This is a genomic window from Streptomyces sp. NBRC 110028 (assembly GCF_001417735.1).
In the GTDB taxonomy this organism is placed as follows: domain Bacteria; phylum Actinomycetota; class Actinomycetes; order Streptomycetales; family Streptomycetaceae; genus Streptomyces.
In genome coordinates this window covers 262,467-281,526 of the sequence record NZ_BBUZ01000025.1, presented here as the reverse complement: position 1 = coordinate 281,526, position 19,060 = coordinate 262,467, and the positions used below count along the sequence as shown (strand labels likewise).

Sequence of the window (19,060 nt, the reverse complement as noted above, 5' to 3'; positions counted from 1 at the left end):
TCAGCCGGCGGGAGCCGGGCAGGTGTACCGACCCCCCGGTCCCCACGTCTGGCGGATGTCCGTCGCGGTGACCGCCCCGCACAGCAGCGCGGCCCGCCCGGCGCCCTCCTCCGTCAACAGCACCACCGGCACCCTGCTGCGGCTGCGCCGCTGCTGGATGACCAGCTTGTCGAACGCCTCGACGAAGCGCTCGACCCCGGGATACGCCGGGATGCGGTCCTGTGGATCCCCCGTCGTCATCGTCCCCGTTCCCCCTCTCCTGCCCGCCCGTTGCAAAGGCGGTGGAAACGAGGGTTGTCCCCCGTGGGGAAGGGGGTCATGCGCGACGGCAGGGGGCGGGTCTCACGTCTCGCGCGCCTCCAGCGTGATCGCGCGCTCCCCCACGGCCGCGGTGCGCGGAAGCGGAACGAGGTGCTGGCGGACCTCGAACCGCAGCAGGCCGCTCTGCACGTACGCCGGGCCCGGCACGAACCGCCCGGCCAACGGCTCCTCCACCGACCAGCGGTGCGTCAGCCCGTCGCAGAGCGCCGACCCGCCGTTGAGCCCCCGCCGCTCCTGGCCCTGGGTGAGCGTGACGAGGATGTCGGCGCGCGGGATGTTCACGCCGTCGCCCGGACAGCGGTACGTCCCCGCCAGGGCGACGGTCCCGGTGGTGCCCACGTATCCGACGCGGTCCACGGTGACGTTGTCGCCCCACGGCAGCGGCAGGCCCCGCTGCCCGGTCCGCTGCATCCCGGGGAGCCCCGCGGCGCCGGCGGACGGCACGGCGGGGGACGGGGCCGCGTGGGCGGCGGGGGTGAGGGGGACGGCGATGAGCAGGCCGGTGACGGCACCGAGGAAGCGGCGGCGGTTGCGCATGGGGTGGATACCTCCGTGAGCGGGCGGGTTCCCGGTACAGCTACCGGGGCCGCCGTACGACCCGCGGGAACGTCACCCCCGTGCGGCGTGTCCGGTACCGCTGAGCGAGTGTTCCCGCGACGGCGTGTTGACCGCCGCCCGGGGGCAGGGAGAGGAGACCGGGGACGACGGCGCCCGCCGGACGCTCCCGCCGCCCTGGGGGACGCCACGGACGGCGGCAGCGGCGTCAACCCACGCGCCCAGAACGACAGTTCGCAGTACCCTCTTCATCTGACCGCCGGCCCGACCGCCTCCGCCGGATGGCCCCGGGACGGGGAGGTCAGTGTTCGATAACCATTCGACGCAGGACCATTGACACCTCTTACACCCGGTGATTACCGTCACGCCAAGATTTCGAACGAGTGACGAAATATCGAACACCGCGAAGGGTCAGAGCCTTGCGCATCACCGGAATCAGCACGCATGTCGTCGGCACCCCCTGGCGCAATCTCACCTATGTGCAGGTCCACACCGATGAGGGCATCACCGGCGTCGGCGAGACCCGCATGCTCGGCCACACCGATGCGCTCCTCGGCTATCTGCACGAGGCCGAGAAGAACCACATCGCCGGGTCGGACCCGTTCGCGGTGGAGGACCTGGTACGCCGGATGAAGTACGGCGACTACGGCCGGGCGGGCGAGATCGTGATGTCCGGGATCGCCTGTGTCGAGATGGCCTGCTGGGACATCAAGGGCAAGGCGCTCGGAGTGCCGGTCTGGCAGCTGCTCGGCGGCAAGGTGACCGACAAGGTCAAGGCGTACGCGAACGGCTGGTACACGGTCGAGCGCACCCCCGAGGCGTTCCACAAGGCGGCCACCACGGTGGTCGAGCGCGGCTACCGGGCGCTGAAGCTCGACCCGTTCGGCACCGGCCACTTCGAGCTGGACCACGCCGAGACGCTGCACTCGATCTCGCTGGTCGAGGCGGTGCGGGACGCGATCGGGCCCGACGCGGAGCTGCTGGTGGAGATGCACGGGCGGTTCAGCCCCTCCACCGCCGTGCGCATCGCGGGCGAGCTGGAGCGGTTCCGGCCGTCGTGGCTGGAGGAGCCGGTGCCGCCGGAGAACCTGAAGGCGCTGGCGAAGGTCACGGAGAAGACGAACCTGCCGATCGCGACGGGTGAGCGCATCCACGACCGGATCGAGTTCCGCGAGCTGTTCGAGTCGCAGGCCGCCGACATCATCCAGCCGGACGTCGGCCACATCGGCGGCATCCTGGAGACCCGCAAGCTGGCCGCGACCGCCGAGACGCACTACGTGCTGGTCGCGCCGCACAACGTCGGCGGCTCGGTGCTGACCGCGGCCTCCCTCCAGGTCGCGGGCTGCACCCCGAACTTCAAGATCCTGGAGCACTTCAACGACTTCGCCGACGCGGAGATCAAGAAGGTGGTCAAGGGCGCGCCGCAGGTCGTGGACGGCTACTTCGAGCTGTCGCACGAACCGGGCCTGGGCGTCGAACTGGACACCGAGGCGGCGGCCGAATTCCCGCAGCAGCAGGCCCGTTTCGACCTGTGGGCCGAGGGCTGGGAGAAGCGGGACCCGAAGGGCACGAAGCGGTGACCGCGCTCGTCCTCGACGCGCCCGGCGCGTTCCACCTCGACCACACCGCCCCGGCCGAGCCCGGGCCCGGGGACGCGCTGGTGCGGGTCCACGCGTCCGGGATCTGCGGCAGCGACCGGGAGGTGTACGAGGGGAACCGGCCCGAGGGGTACGTGCGGTATCCCGTCACCCCCGGCCATGAGTGGTCCGGGACGGTCGAGGCGGTCGGCGCGGGCGTGCCCGAAGCGCTCCTCGGCTGCAAGGTCGTCGGCGAGGGGTTCCGCAACTGCCAGGTGTGCGACCGCTGTCACGCCGGGGAGACCACGCTGTGCACGGCGGGGTACGAGGAGACCGGCTTCACCCAGCCGGGGGCGATGGCCACCACCCTGACCCTGCCCGCCCGGCTGCTGCACCCGCTGTCCGACGACGCCGATCTGACCGCGGCCGCCCTGCTGGAGCCCGCCGCGTGCATCGCCGCCGCCGCGCTCAAGGCGAACGCGCGGCCCGGGCAGCGGGTCGCGGTGGTGGGCACCGGGACGCTCGGCATGATCGCCGTGCAGTTCCTGGCCGCCGTCTCCCCGGCCGAACTGCTGGTGGTCGGGACCCGGCCGGACCGGGAGCGGCTGTCGCTGTCCTTCGGCGCCACGGCCTTCCTCACGAACGACCGTCTGGAGGACGTCCGGGGCGGCTTCGACATCGTCATCGAGACCGCCGGGTCCGCCCCCGCCGCCCGTGCCTCCGCCGCCCTGCTGCGGCGCGGCGGGCGGCTGGTGCTCACCGGCATCCCGGCGGCGGGCACGGCGGACGGACTCGACCCGACCGACCTGGTCGTCCGGCAGATCGAGGTGCGGACCGTGTTCGGGGCCGCGCCGGACGCGTGGGCCCACGCGGTGCGGGTCTTCGACGCGGGGCTGCTGACGCTGCTGCCCCTGGTGACGCACGAACTGCCGCTCACCGACTTCGCCACCGCCATCGAGCTGGTGGGGAGCGGTGATCCGAAGGTGGGCAAGGTGCTGCTGCGACCCGCATGACCCCTTCCGTTTCTCCCTGCGGGGAAGCACCCCTCGCGCCCCCGAAAACCTGAACGATCCTCAAAGACGAGGGCTTGCCCTAGTCCTTACGGCGATACAAGGAGCACCGTGACGACCGCCGCCTCAGCCCTTCCCTCCGGCCCCCGCCGCCCCGCCGACGCCGCCCTCGCCCCGCTGGGCCACGCGGCCCCCGCGCCCGACCCCGCCGACGCCTCCGCGCACTCCTTCCCCGACGGCGGCACCTGGCGCACCGAGATCCCGTCCGTCGAGGGCCCGGAGGCGCTGGCCACCGTGTTCAAGGAGGCCGGGCGGCTCGACGTACCGATCCACCGGATCAGCCAGGGCAGCGGCGTGTGGATGCTCACCGACGCCGAGATCACCGAGATGGTGGAGTCCTGCGCGGAGCTGGGTGCCGAGCTGTGCCTGTTCACCGGGCCGCGCGGCACCTGGGACATCGGCGGCGCCACCCGCTCCGACTCCGGTGGCGGGGGTCTGCGGGCCCGCGGCCACGACGCGGTCGCCGGATGCGTGGAGGACGCCCTGCGGGCCGCCTCGCTCGGGGTGAAGTGCCTGCTGGTCGCCGACGAAGGCGTGCTGTGGCTGCTGCACCAGCTGCGGGAGCGCGGTGAGTTGCCCGCGGACACCACCTTCAAGCTGTCCGCGCTGGTCGGCCCGGTCAACCCGGCCTCGTTCGCGGTGTTCGAGCAGCTGGGCGCCGACTCGATCAACATCCCCTCGGACCTGACGCTGGAACACCTCACCGAGATCCGCCGGGTCTCCCGCGCCCCGATGGACTTCTACATCGAGGCGCCGGACGACCTCGGAGGGTACGTACGGCTCTACGACGCGGCCGAGTTGATCCGCCGGGGCGCCCCCATCTATCTGAAATTCGGGCTCAGCAAGTCTCCGGGGATCTACCCCTACGGCGCGCAGCTGCGGGACGTGGCGCTGAACAGCGCGCGCGAGCGGGTGCGCCGCGGCCGGCTCGTGCTCGATCTGCTCGCCCGGCTGGGCGCGGACGGCGGGCTGTCGCCGCTGGGCTCCCGGTTGCCGGGGCCGCTGCGGCGCTTCCCCGTCACGGACGCGTCCGACGCCGCCACCGGCGCGGCACCCCAGAAGTCCTGAGCAATGACGCCCCAGGGAAGGACCCCATCACCATGCGTACGGTAAGAGGCGCACGAGTCGCGGCGACAGCCGCCGGCCTCCTCGCGCTCTCGCTGACCGCCACGGCCTGTGGCCAGGAGGCGGTCGGTGGCAGCCGGTACAAGAGCGAGGAAAAGGGAGGGACGATCGGCATCGCGATGCCGACCAAGTCCTCCGAGCGGTGGATCACCGACGGCCGCAACGTGGCCAAGCAGTTCCAGGCGGCGGGCTACAAGACGGACCTGCAGTTCGGGGAGGACGACGTCCGCACCCAGGTGGCCCAGCTCGAAAACATGATCACCAAGGGTCACCGGCTGCTGGTGATCGCGCCGATCAACGGCGGAGCGCTCAACGACGTCCTGAAGCAGGCCCATGACGCCAACATCCCGGTGATCTCCTACGACCGGCTGCTCCTGGGCACGAAGAACGTCGACTACTACGCGACCTTCGACAACGAGAAGGTCGGCAGGCTCCAGGGCCAGTACATCGTCGACAAGCTGGGGCTGGCCAAGGGCCGCAAGGGCCCGTTCAACATCGAGCTGTTCGCCGGGTCGTCGGACGACAACAACACCGGGTACTTCTACAAGGGCGCCATGAGCGTGCTCAAGCCGTACATGGACAAGGGCGAGCTGGTCGTCCGCTCCAAGCAGACCAAGCTGAACCAGCTCTACACCGAGAAGTGGAGCGGAAGCGCCGCCCAGGACCGCATGGAGGACCTGCTCAACAAGTCGTACAGCACCGACGACGTCGACGCCGTCCTCTCGCCGTACGACGGCATGTCCATCGGCATCCTGTCGGCGCTCAAGAGCGCGGGCTACGGCACGAAGGCCAAGCCGTTCCCGGTGGTGACCGGGCAGGACGCGGAGCTGGCCTCCGTGAAGTCCATCGTCCGGGGCCAGCAGACGCAGACCATCTACAAGGACCTGCGCAAGCTGGCGAAGGCGACCGTGCGGATAGCCAAGGCGGAGCTGACCGGCGGCAAGGCCCCGATCAACGACACCAAGTCGTACGACAACGGCAAGAAGGTCGTGCCGACCTATCTGCTCAATCCGGTCAGCATCGACAAGTCCAACACCCAGGTGCTGGTGGACCAGGGTTACTACACCGCGTCACAGCTCAAGTAGGGCGGGGTACGGACTATGAGCACCATTCTCGAACTGCGCTCCATCACCAAGACCTTTCCCGGTGTCAAAGCCCTCTCCGACGTCAACCTCCGGGTGCGCCAAGGCGAGATCCACGCCCTGTGCGGGGAGAACGGCGCCGGCAAGTCCACCCTGATGAAGGTGGTCAGCGGCGTCCATCCGCACGGCAGCTACGACGGCGAGATCCTCTTCGAGGGCGAGCCGTGCGCGTTCAAGGACATCCGCGCGAGCGAACAGCGCGGCATCGTCATCATCCACCAGGAACTCGCGCTGATCCCGTACCTGTCCATCGCCGAGAACATCTTCCTCGGCAATGAACACGCCACCCGCGGTCTGATCAGCTGGAACGAAACCCTCAGGCACGCCAACACGCTGCTGAAGCGGGTGGGCCTGACGGATTCGCCGCAGACCCGGGTCACCGACATCGGCGTGGGCAAGCAGCAGCTCGTGGAGATCGCCAAGGCGCTCTCCAAGGAGGTGAAGCTGCTCATCCTGGACGAGCCGACCGCGGCGCTGAACGACGAGGACAGCGGCAAACTCCTTGATCTGCTGCTGGAGTTCAAGGCCCAGGGCATCTCCTCGATCATCATCTCCCACAAGCTGAACGAGATCCGCAGGGTCGCCGACTCCGTCACCATCCTGCGTGACGGCCAGACCATCGAGACCCTGACGGTGCGGGAGACCCCGGAGTCCGAGCCGGAGGTCTCCGAGGACCGCATCATCCGCGGCATGGTCGGCCGCGACCTCGACCACCGCTTCCCCGAGCGCACCCCGTACGAGGGGAAGGACGCCTCCCAGGTGGCCATGGCCATCGAGGACTGGACCGTGCACCACCCCATCGACCAGCAGCGCAAGGTCGTGAACGGGGTGTCCCTGAACGTCCGGCGCGGTGAGATCGTGGGCATCGCCGGGCTGATGGGCGCGGGCCGCACCGAGCTGGCGATGAGCGTGTTCGGCCGGACCTACGGCCGCTACGCGGGCGGCCGGGTCCTCCGCGACGGCCAGGAGGTCCGCACCCGTACCGTGCCGGAGGCGATCGACCACGGCATCGCGTACGTCACCGAGGACCGCAAGACCTTCGGCCTCAACCTCGAGGACACCATCAGCCGCAACGTCTCGCTCTCCTCGCTCGGCAAGGTGGCGCGCCGCGGTCTGGTCAACGAGCACGAGGAGTCCCGGGTCGCCGAGGGGTTCCGCAAGACGATGAACATCAAGGCACCCACGGTCTTCGAACGGGTCGGCCGGCTCAGCGGCGGCAACCAGCAGAAGGTCGTGCTCAGTAAGTGGATCTTCGCAGGTCCCGAGGTGCTCATCCTCGACGAGCCGACCCGCGGCATCGACGTCGGGGCCAAGTACGAGATCTACACGGTCATCAACGACCTGGCGGCGCAGGGCAAGGCCGTCGTCTTCATCTCCTCCGAGCTGGGCGAGTTGCTGGGGATGTGCGACCGGATCTACACGATGGCGGCCGGACGGCTGACCGGGGAGGTGCCCCGGGCCGAGGCGACCCAGGAAGTACTGATGCGCCACATGACCAGGGACAGGGACAGAGGAGACGAAGGATGAGCACGGCCACCCAGAAGACCGAGAGCCCGGCCCCACCGCCGGCCGAGGGCTCCAAGAGCATCGGGACGCTGCTGCTCCAGGGCATGCGGACCAACATGCGGCAGTACGGGATGCTGGTCGCGCTCGCCCTGATCATCGTCATCTTCCAGATCTGGTCGGACGACATCCTGCTGCGGCCGGGCAACGTCACCAGCCTGGTGCAGCAGAACGGCTACATCCTCATCCTCGCGATCGGCATGATGATCGTGATCATCGCGGGGCACATCGACCTGTCGGTCGGATCACTCGTCGCCTTCGTCGGCGCGGCCGCCGGCGCGATGATGATCAAACACGATATGCCGTGGGGCCTCGCGGTCGTCCTCTGCCTGCTCCTCGGCGCCGCCGCCGGTGCGTGGCAGGGCTTCTGGATCGCGTACATCGGCATCCCGTCCTTCATCGTCACCCTGGCCGGAATGCTGGCCTTCCGCGGCGGCACCCAGATCCTGCTGGACGGGCAGTCCCTGTCGCCGTTCCCCGACAGCTTCGAGAAGCTGAGCACCGGGTTCATCCCGGAGATGGGCCCGTACACGCAGTACCACAACCCCACCATGGTGATCGGCCTCATCGTCTGCGCCGCCGCCGTCTGGCAGGAGTGGCGCGGCCGGCAGCAGCGGGCGGCCTATGAGCTGGACGTGGCGCCGCTCGGGCTGTTCTTCGTCAAGTGCGCCGCCATCGTGGCCGCCGTGATGGCCTTCACCATGACGCTGTCCAGCTGGCACGGGGCGCCGTACGGACTGCTGATCCTGGCCGGCCTCTTCGTGATCTTCAGCTTCGTGATGCGCAACACCGTCATCGGGCGCCATGTGTACGCCCTCGGCGGCAACCAGCCGGCGGCCAAGCTGTCGGGTGTCCGGGACAAGCGCGTCACCTTCATGGTGTTCGTCAACATGGGCATCCTGTCCGCCCTCGCCGGTCTGGTCTTCGCCGCCCGGCTCGGCTCCGCCACCCCCAGCGCGGGTCTCAACTTCGAACTGGAGGCCATCGCCGCGGCGTTCATCGGCGGCGCCTCGGCCAGCGGCGGTGTCGGCACGGTGCTGGGCGCCATCATCGGTGGTCTGGTGCTCGGCGTGCTGAACAACGGCATGTCGCTGGTGGGCATCGGCACCGACTACCAGCAGGTCATCAAGGGACTGGTGCTGCTGGCGGCGGTCGGCTTCGACGTCTGGAACAAGCGCCGCGTCGGTTCGTAAGTCGTCATCCAACTACTTCTTGTGGAGCCGCACATGACGCACCGAACGAGCACGAGCAGACGCACGGTCATCACCGCAGCCGCGGCCACCGCCGCGGTGGCGGCCACCGGGACCGGCACCGCCTTCGCGAAGGACCGATCCGACGGTGAGGGACACGGGGGACACGCGGTGAAGGAACACTTCGGCACGCTGGCCGACGGCACGAAGGTCGACCGCTGGACGATCGAGAACGGCCGCACCCGGCTGTCCGTACTGAGCTACGGGGGCGTCGTCCAGACCCTGGAGATCCCCGACCGGCACGGCCGCCGGGCCAACGTCTCGCTGGGCTTCTCCGACCTCGACTCCTACGTGGCCGGCAGCCCGTACTTCGGCGCCCTCATCGGCCGCTACGGCAACCGCATCGCCCGCGGCACGTTCACCCTCGACGGCGAGAAGTACCAGCTGCCGATCAACGACGGCCCCAACAGCCTGCACGGCGGCGACAAGGGCTTCGACAAGCGGGTCTGGTCCGTCGAACCCTTCCGCAAGGGCTCGGGCGTCGGCCTCACCCTCCGCCGGGTCAGCCCCGACGGCGAGATGGGCTACCCCGGCACGCTCACCGTGCGCGTCGACTACACCCTGACCGCGGAGGGCGACTTCCGCATCGACTACGAGGCCACCACCGACAAGGCCACCGTCGTCAACCTCACCAACCACACCTACTACAACCTGGCCGGGGAGGGCTCGGGGTCCATCTACGACCACCGCCTCCAGATCGCCGCGTCCCGCTACACCCCGGTCGACAAGACCCTCATCCCGACCGGCGAGCTGGCCAAGGTCGCCGGGACCCCGTTCGACTTCCGCCGCGCCAAGGACATCGGCCGGGACATCCGGGAGGCCCATCAGCAGGTGCTGTACGGGCAGGGCATCGACCACAACTTCGCGCTCGACAAGGGCCTCACCCGCCACCCCGAGCACATCGTGACGGTGACCGAGCCGGAGTCGGGCCGGGTGATGAAGATCGCGACGACCGAGCCGGGCGTGCAGTTCTACACAGGCAACCAGCTCACCGGCACCCTCGCGGGCACCTCCGGCCGGGTCTACCGGCAGGGCGACGGCTTCTGCCTGGAGACCCAGCACTTCCCGGACTCCCCCAACCAGCCCGCCTTCCCCTCCACCGTGCTCCGCCCGGGCCACACCTACCGCTCCACAACGGTGCACTCCTTCTCGACCCGCTGAGCCCCGCTTCCCCCTGCCCCTCCCGCCCCGCGTTCGCTCGGGGCGGGAGGTTCGTCGTTTCCCCCTTCCGAGAGGCCCCGCATGCGACCGATACGCACGCTCCTCGTCCTGGCCCTGGCCACCCTCCCGCTGACCCAGACCACCCCGGCAACCGCCCAGGACCGTGCCCCCACCGTCGAAGAACAGCGCCTCCAGGCGCCCGTCCCCCAGGAGATCCTGCGCCGCAGCGGCTTCGACGACGTGGCGCCGGACTTCGCGCGCGACCTGGCGAACACGCGGTCGTACGCGCGGGCCGAGCGGGTCGTCGCCCGTGCGGGCCGGGCGTTGTGGCGGCGTGCGGTGGACCGGGTGCAGGGGCGGGGGCCCGCCGGCGGCGATCTGAGCCGGGACGACGACCGCCCCCTGTACTGGGCACGGCTCGGGATGACCCGCGCCCTCGGCGAATGGCGGCCGGTCTTCCCGCTGCCCGAGGCGCGCCGCGCCGCGCTGCTCCAGTCCCTCGAACGCGGCTCCCGCGGACAGGACTCCCTCGGCCTCCCCGCGGGCAAGCACATCAAGCGCGTCGTCGTCACCGGCTTCGACCCGTTCCAGCTGGACGCCGACGTACGCCGCTCCAACCCCTCCGGCGCGGCGGCGCTCGCGCTGGACGGGACGACGATCCGTACGGCCGACGGCCCCGCGCGCGTCGAGACCGCCGTCTTCCCCGTCCGCTGGGCGGACTTCGCCGACGGCTCGGTCGAACACACCCTGCTGCCGGTGTTCCGCCCCGGCCCGCACCAGGTCGACGTCTTCATGACGGTGAGCCAGGGCCGGGTGGGCCGCTTCGACGTCGAGCGCACCAACGGCGCCTGGCGCGGCGGCGCCCCGGACAACGCGGGCGTCTCCCGGACCGGGACCGTCCCCATTCCGGCGGATGTGCCGACCCCGCGCCCACAGCCCCAGTGGACGACCACGACCCTGCCCCACCAGCGGATCGTCGCGGCGGACACCGGTCCCGCGCCCGTGTACGACAACACCGGCGTCACCGAGATCCCGGCGGGCGCCACCGCCCCGGTGGTCCGCCCCGACGGCCCGACGCCCGGTTCGACGGCCCGCGCGGGCGGTGGCGGCGACTACCTCTCCAACGAGATCGCCTACCGCGCCACCCTGCTGCGCGACGCCGTCGGCCTGAGGGTCCCCGGCGGCCATCTCCACACCCCGGTGCTCCAGTTCGGCCCGGACAACACCGACCCGTCGACGGGCCGGATCACCGCCCCGGACTTCGTCCGCAACCGCGAGGCCATCACCGCCCAGGTCCGCGCGGTGCTCACGGTGGCGGCCACCGGCCGGTGACGGGTCGGTGGGCGGTGCGGCCGCCCGGTGGCGCGCCTACGAGCCGTTGACGGCGCCCGGGGCGTAGCCGGGGGCGCCGTCGGAGGACTCGCCCTGCGACGGTGCCTGCGCCTCGCCCGTGAGGTCGCGGACGAGCAGGGTGGCGCCCGCCACCGCGCCCGGCATGAGGAAGACGGAGACCAGGGGGACCAGGAAGAGCAGGGCGAGGGGGAGGCCGAAGCCCACGGTGAGGAGGCGGCGGTCGCGGAGCATGCGGCGGCGCTCCGCGAGCAGCACGCCGCGCCGCAGCAACGCGACCGAGGTCAGCTCCTCGGCGAGGAAGAAGCCGGTCACGCAGAGGGCGAGGGCGGGGATCACGGTCTGGCCGACGACCGGGATGAAACCGAGCGCGAAGAAGAGCACGCTCCACAGCGTGACGCGGATGAGCAGCGCGATGGCCTCGCGGAGCCCTGTCCACAGCTCCTGCCAGGTCGACAGGCCGGACTCGGGGACCTCGCCGCCTTGCGTGCGGTCGACTTCCTCGGAGAGGGATTCGTAGAAGGGCTGGCCGACCAGGAGCGTGACCGCGGTGAACGTGATCACCGCGAGGAAGAGGGAGGCGGCGGCGAAGAGGAGCGCGAGAGCGCCGCGGAAGACACCGAGCCAGGGTGAGGACCAGTCGTCGGCGAAGGGCGTGGCCCAGGCGATGACGTCGTCGGTCCAGTAGAAGAGCACGACCAGTGCCGCCGCGTAGCCGACGAGGGTGATGAGGGCCGGGAGCATCCCGATCCCCCACCACCGTCCGTGCCGGGCCACCCAGCGTTGGCCCTTCACCAGATAGCCGATGCCCACTCCAAGATCGCGCATGGGCGAAAGCCTACTGGGCTACCGGGGCGCGTAGATGACGCCCAGCTTGTCGACCTCCTCACCGGCGCGGCCGGTGAGGCCCACGATCTGCCAGCCGTCGGGGGCGGTGTAGGTGGCGGTGTCGGCGGTGGGGGTTCCGGCCGAGACGGTGCGGCCCGTGTCGGTGGTGAAGGCGGCGGAGAACAGGCGGGTGCGGCCGTCCTTCCGGCCCCGGGTGAGGGTGACGGAGGTGAGGTGTTCGGCGGGGCCGAGGGTGAGGGTGGCGGGGGTGCCGCCGCTGCCGCCGTGGCTGAGGGTCGTACCGCCGGACAGGGTCAGGGACACGGCGTCCAGGCGGGAGCCGCCGCGCAGGGTGAGGGTGCGGGGCGCGGGGGCGGCGGGCAGGTCGTCGGCGTCGTTGAAGGCCGTGCCGTGCGGCCCGCCGAACTGGTCCCCGGCGCGCAGCGCGGCGGGCACCTTCCAGGAGAAGTCCACGGTGTGCGGGTAGTGGTCGGACAGCGGCTTGCGGTCGGCGTCGAGGAAGGCGGTGTTCTCGTTGTTGTAGCGGGTGGCGGTGAGGGAGAGCAGCGGGCCGGAGCGGTAGAGGACCTTGTCGACGACCTCGCAGGTGTTGGTGACGTTGTCCGGGTCGCACACGAGCGCGTCGGATCCGGCGGGCGGGGCCGAGCCGCCGCGGACGAGGTCGACCCAGGCGTCGGTGAGGCCGTTGCGGGTGGCGAGGTCGCGGATGTTGTCGGCGGCGCGGGTGTAGCGGGTGTTGGTGTCACCCATGACGAGCACCGCGTTTCCGGCCGAGTTGGCGGTGATGAAGTCGGAGAGCTGGGTGATGTTGGCGCGGCGGGCGGCGAGGTCGGCGTCGGTGGTCCCGGCGTTGGTGTGCACGTTGTACAGGTCCAGGTAGGCGCCTTCGGCGAGCCGCACCCGGGCCAGGGTGAAGCCCTTGGGGGTGAGGCAGTCGGTGCCGTTGCACTTGGTCCACTTGACCCGCTCGAAGTCGTCGTACGGCAGGTCGGAGAGGGTGTTGAGGCCGTCACCGAAGGCCGCGCCACCGCTGGTGGGGGTGCGGTACGGGTGGTCGTCTCCGGCGTAGAGCGCGGCGTGGTAGTTGAAGTCCTCCTGGACGTTGACGATGTCGTACGGGCCCAGGCGGGGCGAGATCAGCGGGGTGTTCTTCTCGGGGTGGCCGGAGGACAGGCCCTCGGGGAGTCCGGCCACGTTGTACGTCAGGATGTCGAACGAGCCGGAGGGGGCGGGGGCCACGGGGGCGGGCGCGCCGGTGTCCGCCTGGCCCGTGGTGGCGTCCGCGTCCTGCGCCGAGACCGCGGACAGGGCCCCGAGGGCGAGGGTCGCGGCCACGCCCGCGGCGACGGCCGTCAGGCGGCGCCGACGGTGGCCGGTGGCGGCGCCGGCGGTCGTGTCCGTCGTGAAGTGGTGGTCGCCTGCGGAGTTCATGGAGGAGCCCTCTCGGTCGGAGGATCCCCACCCGGAAGGGGCAATCGCTCGCGGGAGCGGGCGGCAAGCAGGAAGGTCACTGGGCCGGTGGAGATCGTCAAAGGTGTGGCTCTGACGGTGGCGGAATGCGCTGCCCGGCACGGTGTGGTCAGGACCGCCCCGGCAGACGACAGCCATCACAGAAGAAGCTAGTAAGCGCTTGTCGAGTATGTCAACACCGCTGACTCATAAGGGAGTTGGCGATAAGAAGAGTTGACGCGCGAAGACTGTGCCGAACTGACAGGCGCCCCGGGCCGGCCGCCCGGGGGACATCTGTCAGCCCGGTGAAGGGGACCTGACGGCCAGCCCGGTGGCGAAGGTGTCGACGGCCAGGGCCGTGCGCAGGCAGAGGGTCAGGGCGCGGGCCCGGGCGTGGGCGATGCCGTCCGGGGAGCGGTGGTCGGTGAGATCGGTGAGCCCGCCGCGCCGGGCCGACTCGTCGAAGGACACCCGCAAGGTGGCGTCCGGAATCGAAACGCCGCTGTCCAGGGCGTCGGCGAGGGCGGTCAGCCGGGCGTCGAAGAGGGCCGCGATCTCGGCGGCCTCCGGCACGGCGTCGGCCTCCCCGCGCGGTTGCGCGGCGTACAGCTGCGACGCGCACCGGCTCAGCTCCGCGATCGACCGCTGGATGGACGCGATCTCGGCGGCGCTCCAGCGGGCGTGGTGGCCGCGCGGCTCGTGGCGGACCGCGGCGACCGCGGCCTCCAGCCGCTCCCGGGTGTGGCGGCTGGAGGAGCGCAGCGCGTCGATCTCCTCGTGCCGCACCACGCCCGGCTCGGTCAGCCCGCCGACGAGTACGTTCAGCAGCCGCCGCTGTACGTCCGTCCACGCGGCGACCAGCGAGGACAGCCGGTCGTGGTGGTACGTGGGCAGGACGACGAAGACGAGGAGCCCGATCATCGCGCCGAGGAGGGTGTCCGCGGGGCGGCCCCAGGCGATGAGGTCGGACGCCTTGCCCAGCCGGGTGATGAGGACGACGAGCCAGGCGGTGATGAAGAAGTTCAGCACCAGCTGGCCGACGCGCAGGGTGAGGAAGACGCACACGGCGAGCACCACCGCGGCGATGACCAGCCCGTCCGGGGTCCACCAGGCGGGCCGCAGGGCGGTCCAGGCGGCGAGCCCGCCGAGGATCGAGCCGATGGGGCGGGCCCAGCCGCGGGCGAAGGTGTGTCCGTAGTCGGGGAACAGCACCAGCATGGTGGTGAGCGCCGCCCAGAAGCCGTGGCCCGGCAGGCCGTGGCCCCCGAAGTCGCCGAGGGCGCGGCCCGCCGCCTCACCGGCCGTGGTGCCGATGGCCACGCGCAGGGCGTGCGGGAACAGCGGGTCGCCGGGGCGCGCGGCGGACCACAGCCGCCGGAACCCGGCGCGGGCGGGGTGTTCGGCGGGGAACAGGGCCAGGACGGGGTGCGTGCCGCCGGGGGCCTCCGCGTCGGCCCACAGGCCGGCCAGCCGCCCGGCCTCCTCCAGTGACGGCAGCAGTTCCTCGGCGATCGGTCCGCGCCAGGTCTCCAGGGGCCGCGCGACGTCCGGTGCGAGGGGCTCCGGGCGGGAGGCGCGCAGGGCGCGCGCCACGGAGTCGAGCGCTTCGGCGATCTCCTCGCGGGGCGCCTTCGGGGTGTCGGACACGAGCAGCAGGGCGCGCCGGATGCGTTCGGCCTCGACGAGCAGTCCGTACAGCGGTGCCGCGCCGGAGCGGGCGAAGCGCGGCAGCAGATCGAGCGCCCTGCGGGCGGCGGTGAAGGGCGCCGGGGCGGGGTGGCCGCCGGGCCCACCGGTCCGCGCGTACGCCGCCAGTGAGGCGTAGAGCGCGGCCAGCGCCTTGCGCTGCGCGGGGTGGCGCCGCCCGTACGGGGGCAGCAGCTGGGCGGCGAGGGTCAGGGCCGCGCCCGCGGCCATCCAGCGCACCATCACGAGCCCCGCCTCGACGGTGGCGGCGAGGTCGGCGGTGATCAGGCAGCCGATGACGACGAGACAGGCGCGGATGCCGGGCGCCACGCCCAGCGCCCGCCACAGACCGGCCAGGTACGCGAGGACCGCGAGGGCGATCAGGAAGTACCAGCCGGTCCGGTGCAGCCAGACACCGGCGAGGGCGGCGAGCGAGAAGCCCGCGCCGAACGCGAACGCGTTCACCGCCCGGTGCCGGACCGGTGCCAGCAGGGTGCCGATGCCGCAGATGAAGGTGCCCACCGTCATCATGACCCAGGCCGGCGGATCGCCGGTCAGGGCGCCGAGCACCGCCGCGGCGACGACCGCCAGGACGGCGCGTGCGATCGCGGCGGGCTCCGAGGACACGCGTTCCATGGTCAGCGCGGCCCGGAAGCTGCGGCCGACCGCCGATGTCCACCCCTGTATCTCGTCCTGTGTCTCGCGCACCGTACCCATATAGGTGCACTATACAAGTTATTTGCGGGCTACCCCAAACGGATCATGTTCCAGGACATCGGCTCCAGGGTGGCGCGCAGCACGCCGTCCACCAGCGCCGTGCCCCGGCCCGGGTGCGGGGTGACCCGCTCGGGCTCGGCCAGGGTGTTGCGGGCCTCCGGGTCGGCGTCGGCCAGCACGCTGTGTTCGACGACCCGGGCGGGCGCCATCCCGTGCAGCGCCACCTCCAGCGGGAGCGGCCGGTGCTGGTCGCGGTTGACGGCGAAGACGGTGACCTCGCCGGTCTCCTCGTTCCGCACGGCCGTGGCGTGCAGCAGCGGCACCTCGCCGTACCGCGCCGTCTCGTGCGCGGGGCCGTCGGCCGCGACCTGGAGCACCCGGCCGCGGCCGTACGCCGAGGCCTGGGCGAAGGGGAAGAAGGTGGTCTGGCGCCAGGCCGGGCCGCCCGGTTCGGTCAGGATCGGGGCGATGACGTTGACGAGCTGGGCGAGGCAGGCGACCGTCACGCGGTCGGCGTGGCGCAGCAGCGCGATGAGCAGCGAGCCGAAGACGACGGCGTCGGTGACGGAGTAGTTGTCCTCCAGCAGCCGCGGCGTCTCCTCCCAGTTGGGCGGCTCGGCGTTCGCGAAGCGGCTCTGGTACCAGACGTTCCACTCGTCGAAGGAGAGGTTGATCTTCTTCTTCGACTTCAGCCGGGCACCCACGTGGTCGCAGGTCGCGACAACGTTCTCGATGAAGGACTCCATGTCGACGGCGGAGGCGAGGAAGGAGTCGCGGTCGCCGTCGTGCTCCTCGTAGTAGGCGTGCAGGGAGATGTAGTCGACCAGGTCGTAGGTGTGCTGCAGGACCGTGGCCTCCCAGGCGGCGAAGGTCGGCATGGCCTGGTTGGAGCTGCCGCAGGCGACGAGTTCGACGTCCGGGTCGATCTGGCGCATGGCGCGGGCGGTCTCGGCGGCCAGCCGTCCGTATTCCTCCGCGGTCTTGTGGCCGGTCTGCCAGGGGCCGTCCATCTCGTTGCCCAGACACCACAGCCGGATGGCGTACGGGTCCTTGTCGCCGTGGCCGACACGGCGGTCGGACAGGGCGGTGCCGGACGGGTGGTTGGCGTATTCCTGCAGCTCCAGGGCCTCGGCGACGCCGCGCGTGCCGAGGTTGAGCGCCATCATGGGCTCGCCGCCGACCTTGCGGACGAAGTCGACGTACTCGGAGATCCCGAAGCGGTTGGTCTCGGTCGAGCGCCACGCGAGGTCCAGGCGGCGGGGGCGCTCGTCGGCGGGGCCGGTGCCGTCCTCCCACTTGTAGCCGGAGACGAAGTTGCCGCCGGGGTAGCGCAGGGCGGTGACGCCGAGTTCACGGATCAGCGCGAGGACGTCGGTGCGCAGCCCGGCCTCGTCGGCGGCGGGGTGGCCGGGCTCGTAGATCCCGGTGTAGACGCAGCGGCCGAGGTGTTCGACGAACGAGCCGAAGAGCCGGGGGTCGACGTCGCCGACCGCGAAGGCGGGGTCGAGGGTGAACCGGGCGGGGGCGGTCGACTGCATGGCGGCGTCTGCCTCTCTGCTGCTCTGCTGCTCTGCTCGATATGCTTTTCTGTTCGAAATACTGGATTGCGATCGCATATCCGAACGAGACGGTAAGAGCTGGCCGCCCCCGCGTCAACGCCCCCGCGCGGCACGCGCGTGGTGTGTCAGTAGGCGGTCGGCCAGCCACCACTCCAGTTCAGCAGGTTGACACCGAGCTTGGCCGTGCCGCCCGCCTGGCCGTCGTAGTAGTGGTAGACGAGCAGGTCGCCGTCGCTGTCGCTCATGATCGACTGCCCGCCGGGGCCGATGTAGCGGCCGTGGGACTCCAGGACCGGGGAGCCGCCGTTGTTCATCATGTCCACCCCGTTCTTGTCGTAATACGGCCCGGTGGGCTTGGCGGCGCGGCCGACCTTGATCTTGTACGTGGAGCCGGTGCCCGCGCAGCAGGTGTCGTAGGACGCGAACAGGTAGTAGGAGCCGTTGCGCTTGACGACGGACGGGCCCTCGACCGCCTTGGTGCCGGTGGGCCGGGAGGCGATGCCGTAGACGGTCTTGTCGCCCGTGTACTGCTTGCCGGTGCCCGGGTCGAGGCGGATCATCTTCAGCCCCGACCACCACGAGCCGAAGGACAGCCACCACTTCCCGTCGTCGTCCACGAAGAGGTTCGGGTCGATGGCGTTGTAGTCGCTGCCGGCGCTCGTGGAGTGGACGATGCCGTAGTCGGTCCAGGTGCCGGCCCGGCCGCTGGGCGAAGTGGCGAAGCCGATGGCGGACTTGGCGGAGCCGAAGGACGAGACGGCGTAGTACATCAGGTACTTGCCGCCGTGGTACGAGATGTCCGGGGCCCAGGGGTCGTTGCCCGGGGAGTACGTCTTCCACCAGGACGGCGGGGAGTTGAAGGCGTTCCCGGAGCGGCTGAAGGCGATCCGGTCGGTGGAGGTGCGGGCCTCCAGCCCGCCGTGGGTGGAGTAGAGCAGATAGGTGCCGTCGGCGGCGCGGAGCATCGTCGGGTCGTGGACGGTGATGTCACCCGTCACCCGGCCCGGGTTCGGATAGGCGGAGGCGCTGGTCGGGAGCAGGGCGAGCAGGAGTGCGGCGGGCAGGGCGAGCCATCTGGTGCGGTGACGCGTTGTCATGCGGCGGTTCTCCTCTCGTGTTGCCTTGCGTGTGCTCACTCTTGACCAGGGTGGGGGCCACCTCTGGCGTGCGGCCGACGTTACGGAAACGTTCCGGAGGTTTTCGGAGCCCGGGAAGGGAAGTTTTCGTGATCAAGACGGTCCGTACCGCTCTCGTCGGCGCGCTCGCCGCCGCCCTGATCCCTCGGCCACGCCCTCCGTCGCCGCTGAGCAACCTTCCATCCCCGGCGCGGATTTCGGAAGACCCCTCCAGCCGATCGACGGCATCGGTTTCTCGGAGGCCTGCCGGATTACCGCGGCCGCGTCATGGCCATCTTCCAGCTGGTCTACCGCTCCGGCTGGCTGCTGGGCACCCTGCTGACCAGTTGGCTGGCCGGAGTGCTGGGTCCGCGGCCCGTGATCGGTCTCGGCGGAGCCGGTGTCACCCTCGGCGTGACGCTGATCATCATGATCATGGTGACGTTCGGGGTCATGTCGGTCTCCTTCACCGCGGCCCGCCGCCCGCGGCTCCACGTCGAACTCCCGCAGCCGCCCGAAGGCCGCCATCGGCGCCGCCCCCGCCACGCGACAGCCGATTGAGGCGGGGGCG

The 19,060-nt window shown here is 71.1% G+C and carries 16 protein-coding genes; 9 read left to right on the top strand and 7 right to left on the bottom strand.

What is annotated here, in order from left to right; all coding sequences use genetic code 11:
• Nucleotides 1–240, bottom strand: a complete 240-nt coding sequence (locus tag ASC60_RS13875; protein ID WP_055550551.1) for a hypothetical protein — start codon at nt 238–240, stop codon at nt 1–3.
• 102 nt (nt 241–342) lie between these two features.
• A complete protein-coding gene (locus tag ASC60_RS13870) occupies nt 343–858 on the bottom strand; it encodes a DUF6299 family protein (RefSeq protein ID WP_055550549.1) in 516 nt (171 codons plus the stop codon).
• Nucleotides 859–1,295: 437 nt separating this feature from the next.
• On the opposite strand from ASC60_RS13870, the gene ASC60_RS13865 reads away from it, so the two are divergent.
• The 8 genes from ASC60_RS13865 to ASC60_RS13830 all read left to right on the top strand — a co-directional run bounded on the left by ASC60_RS13865 (nt 1,296) and on the right by ASC60_RS13830 (nt 11,096).
• Complete coding sequence (locus tag ASC60_RS13865; protein WP_055550547.1) at nt 1,296–2,456, top strand: mandelate racemase/muconate lactonizing enzyme family protein; 1,161 nt, start codon at nt 1,296–1,298, stop codon at nt 2,454–2,456.
• A complete protein-coding gene (locus ASC60_RS13860; RefSeq protein WP_055550545.1) occupies nt 2,453–3,466 on the top strand; it encodes a zinc-binding dehydrogenase in 1,014 nt (337 codons plus the stop codon). Before ASC60_RS13865 ends, ASC60_RS13860 begins: the two co-directional genes overlap by 4 nt.
• Before the next feature lie 108 nt (nt 3,467–3,574).
• A complete protein-coding gene (locus ASC60_RS13855; protein WP_055550543.1) occupies nt 3,575–4,591 on the top strand; it encodes a hypothetical protein in 1,017 nt (338 codons plus the stop codon).
• 32 nt (nt 4,592–4,623) lie between these two features.
• Nucleotides 4,624–5,733: a multiple monosaccharide ABC transporter substrate-binding protein gene (chvE, locus tag ASC60_RS13850; protein WP_055550541.1), complete on the top strand. Its 1,110-nt coding sequence runs from the start codon at nt 4,624–4,626 to the stop codon at nt 5,731–5,733.
• A gap of 15 nt (nt 5,734–5,748) precedes the next feature.
• Nucleotides 5,749–7,317, top strand: coding sequence for a multiple monosaccharide ABC transporter ATP-binding protein (mmsA, locus tag ASC60_RS13845; protein ID WP_055550539.1), 1,569 nt, complete (start codon nt 5,749–5,751; stop codon nt 7,315–7,317).
• A complete protein-coding gene (gene mmsB, locus ASC60_RS13840; RefSeq protein ID WP_055550537.1) occupies nt 7,314–8,546 on the top strand; it encodes a multiple monosaccharide ABC transporter permease in 1,233 nt (410 codons plus the stop codon). Before mmsA ends, mmsB begins: the two co-directional genes overlap by 4 nt.
• Before the next feature lie 33 nt (nt 8,547–8,579).
• Nucleotides 8,580–9,764, top strand: a complete 1,185-nt coding sequence (locus ASC60_RS13835; protein ID WP_055550535.1) for an aldose epimerase family protein — start codon at nt 8,580–8,582, stop codon at nt 9,762–9,764.
• Between the two features lie 81 nt (nt 9,765–9,845).
• Nucleotides 9,846–11,096: a pyroglutamyl peptidase gene (locus ASC60_RS13830; RefSeq protein ID WP_107097072.1), complete on the top strand. Its 1,251-nt coding sequence runs from the start codon at nt 9,846–9,848 to the stop codon at nt 11,094–11,096.
• 36 nt (nt 11,097–11,132) lie between these two features.
• Here the strand turns inward: ASC60_RS13830 and ASC60_RS13825 are convergent, their stop codons facing one another.
• The 5 genes from ASC60_RS13825 to ASC60_RS13805 all read right to left on the bottom strand — a co-directional run bounded on the left by ASC60_RS13825 (nt 11,133) and on the right by ASC60_RS13805 (nt 18,471).
• Entirely contained in the window at nt 11,133–11,942 is an 810-nt protein-coding gene (locus ASC60_RS13825; RefSeq protein WP_055550533.1) for an EI24 domain-containing protein, read from the bottom strand.
• A gap of 18 nt (nt 11,943–11,960) precedes the next feature.
• Nucleotides 11,961–13,394 (bottom strand): jacalin-like lectin, encoded by a 1,434-nt coding sequence (locus tag ASC60_RS13820; RefSeq protein ID WP_234356938.1) that lies wholly within the window; start codon nt 13,392–13,394, stop codon nt 11,961–11,963.
• Nucleotides 13,395–13,709: 315 nt separating this feature from the next.
• Nucleotides 13,710–15,815, bottom strand: a complete 2,106-nt coding sequence (locus ASC60_RS13815; RefSeq protein ID WP_055550531.1) for an FUSC family protein — start codon at nt 15,813–15,815, stop codon at nt 13,710–13,712.
• Between the two features lie 29 nt (nt 15,816–15,844).
• Entirely contained in the window at nt 15,845–17,353 is a 1,509-nt protein-coding gene (locus ASC60_RS13810) for an alpha-N-arabinofuranosidase (protein ID WP_055550529.1), read from the bottom strand.
• Nucleotides 17,354–17,499: 146 nt separating this feature from the next.
• A complete protein-coding gene (locus tag ASC60_RS13805) occupies nt 17,500–18,471 on the bottom strand; it encodes an arabinan endo-1,5-alpha-L-arabinosidase (protein WP_055550527.1) in 972 nt (323 codons plus the stop codon).
• Nucleotides 18,472–18,777: 306 nt separating this feature from the next.
• Here ASC60_RS13805 and ASC60_RS13800 point away from each other — a divergent pair, with 306 nt between their 5' ends.
• Nucleotides 18,778–19,050, top strand: a complete 273-nt coding sequence (locus tag ASC60_RS13800) for a hypothetical protein (RefSeq protein ID WP_055550525.1) — start codon at nt 18,778–18,780, stop codon at nt 19,048–19,050.
• Nucleotides 19,051–19,060: the final 10 nt, after the last annotated feature.